1 protein-coding gene and 1 pseudogene are annotated in these 1,062 nt (G+C 46.9%); one reads left to right on the top strand and one right to left on the bottom strand.

Features of this window, described 5'->3' with window-relative positions; all coding sequences use genetic code 11:
• Window positions 1–211 (bottom strand): annotated as a pseudogene (locus ACN0IC_RS15780) (cytochrome c); the annotation flags it as partial.
• A gap of 455 nt (window positions 212–666) precedes the next feature.
• Between ACN0IC_RS15780 and ACN0IC_RS15775 the strand changes: the two are divergent.
• The coding region (locus ACN0IC_RS15775; protein WP_416879697.1) for a YIP1 family protein at window positions 667–1,062 on the top strand (396 nt) is incomplete at its 3' end.

Raw genomic sequence — 1,062 nt, 5'->3', positions numbered from 1 at the left:
CTCCCATAATGCTATGGCAATTAATACACATGTTCTTTTCCCACACTTCTTTGCCATGCTTCACGGAATCGGTAAGGCCTTCACTGTCCGTGGAGACATTGACCATGTACCAATGACTATGAGCCGTTAGCGCAGCAAAGAGCAGGAAGAAGAACAGCGAACCGCCGTAGAAAATATTGCGGGCCGCTGATTTAGTCAGTCCATCAGCCATAAGCCATACTCCCTTGCTAGTCAGATCCGACCTTCGGCTGGGAAGCCAAAAGGCATACGTTTATTAAGATGCATATTATTTACATTTTTAAGATTAGCAGAAGAATCCCTCTAGCAACATTGCCACAGGTCAATTTTTGGCAAGAGCGATACCCTTGGTAAATTTAAGATTACGAATTAATTCGAGCCAGAACGCGGCTGGGTTTCTTAATAGTACCTAACCACTCTGTGCGATTTTCACCAGGACATAGCCGTTCTAGAGGTAGGCTGATGCTATGACTTCTCAGATTTCACACGGGCATGTACCACTGCTGCTGATATGGGTTGCACACTCTTAAAACAGAGGGAATCAAGCTTCATACTTGACAAAATACAAACTAGCCTTAATTCTGAATATAATATCACGACATGATATTTTAAGCTCACAACGATCAAAACTGACTGCGAGGCTAGACAATGAACCCTCTAACCATTATTCAACTGCCCTTTACCCATTTAGCGGGATGGAAAGACCTCCAGCAACGCCATCCTTCAATCGCCACTCTGGCTTGGTGCATCGTGCTGCCCATGTCATTGTTGCCACCCGTGATGCTCTATTATGCCGGTACACACTACGGAGATATCTTCGCTCCAGGCTTCGCCGATCGGCAGTGGCGCTTCATCACGACCATTCTATTCCTGGCCGAGCTGCTCACCTTCTTTGTAATGGGCTGGCTAATTCACGCGGTGGTCAATAGCGATCGTGATCTCTCAATTAGCTACCACGACGCTTATCTGTTGGCAGCCCTAGCACCTTTGCCACTTTGGTCCGCAGCAATCGCTTTGCTGATCCCCAGCCTGTTGTTCAATGCG

This window comes from Litorimonas sp. (assembly GCA_029936425.1).
In the GTDB taxonomy this organism is placed as follows: domain Bacteria; phylum Pseudomonadota; class Alphaproteobacteria; order Caulobacterales; family Maricaulaceae; genus Litorimonas.
This window is presented reverse-complemented; position numbering and strand designations above follow the sequence as displayed.